Source organism: Lysobacter sp. TAB13, from assembly GCF_052113885.1.
Classification (GTDB): domain Bacteria; phylum Pseudomonadota; class Gammaproteobacteria; order Xanthomonadales; family Xanthomonadaceae; genus Lysobacter; species Lysobacter gummosus.
Genome location: NZ_JBFRDR010000051.1, coordinates 1 through 1,207 on the forward strand (window position 1 = coordinate 1; position 1,207 = coordinate 1,207).

The 1,207-nt window shown below is 55.4% G+C and carries 2 pseudogenes; both read left to right on the forward strand.

Going from position 1 to position 1,207, the window contains the following annotated elements:
- Nucleotides 1-583, forward strand: a pseudogene (locus tag AB4Y92_RS25040) (hypothetical protein); the annotation flags it as partial.
- A 3-nt stretch (nucleotides 584-586) separates the two neighbouring features.
- Nucleotides 587-1,207: pseudogene (locus tag AB4Y92_RS25045) on the forward strand (hypothetical protein); the annotation flags it as partial.

Below are 1,207 nucleotides of genomic sequence, written 5' to 3' on the forward strand. Positions count from 1 at the left end.
GGAGGAAGAATTCCCGGAATTGACGCCGGAGGAAGTGGGGCGGCGGTTCTTGAAGTTGATCGACGGTCTGAAGTCGTTTGATGAACTGTCAGTCGAGCGCTTGCAAGAGGTGATGCGATTGCGCCTGACCCCATCGCCAGAGACTCATGGGGTTTTTTTTACAATTTATTTGCCGGAATCGGGTTGGTACTACGGTCTGTCTTACTACGACAACCCGCTTTCGCCTCACCTCAAGAATGCGGCCTACGAATTCATTAACCAACCAGCGGGTCAAAATCACAATGACCATGCCGCTGATATGACGCCAGTCTGCGGCATGGATTTCCATGCCTATGTAGCCGAATTGGAGAAAATTGGATTCGTAGAACGCGAAGACTTGGCGCAATACGACTCTCCAATGCCTCCTATAAATCCAGATGGGACAATGGGGGAACGCCGGTTCTTTCGGTTACCGGGCTATACCTTCTCGCGCGGCGATGTTGGGGTGCTGGTTCGCGAGCGCCGCGAAGCCGATATACCTGGCACGAAGCTGCGTCACGCCTGTGTAGAGGCGATCAGCGTAGGCCGGATGCGTGGAGCCTAAGCCATGCCAAGACTAAATCAACAATTACAAGCCACGCTTACACAATTCGCTGCGCAACCCGGCACCACCTCCGATCAAGAGGCGCAGCTACGCGCCGCGATCACCCGGGATACCGGTTTGTTGCAACAGTTGAATCAGGATGCGGCCAATGGCCAACTCAAGGGCTTTGCGTTGCCGCAGGCTGGTGCAACCGCGAATCTAGTGGGCACCTACGACATCGCTTCGGGATTGGTCACACTGCCGGTTACCGTCTTCTTGCCAACTAGCGCGGATTCCACTGCCACACTGCGCCTGAAAGACCTATTCGTGCGCCTCATTCATACGAACTATGCGGCCCTTCGCCAAATCTTGTTTTCGGCGCTGGTGGCATTGTCCGCATGTTCACATTCGACTACTCCACCCGTCTCGATGCCGGGAAAGGAAGCTGCTGCCATGAAAGCGAACAGCCCCGATACGGCGGGTAGTCCACATCCTCACGCGTTGGAAGAATTCCCGGAATTGACGCCGGAGGAAGTGGGGCGGCGGTTCTTGAAGTTGATCGACGGTCTGAAGTCGTTTGATGAACTGTCAGTCGAGCGCTTGCAAGAGGTGATGCGATTGCGCCTGACCCCATCGCCAGAGACT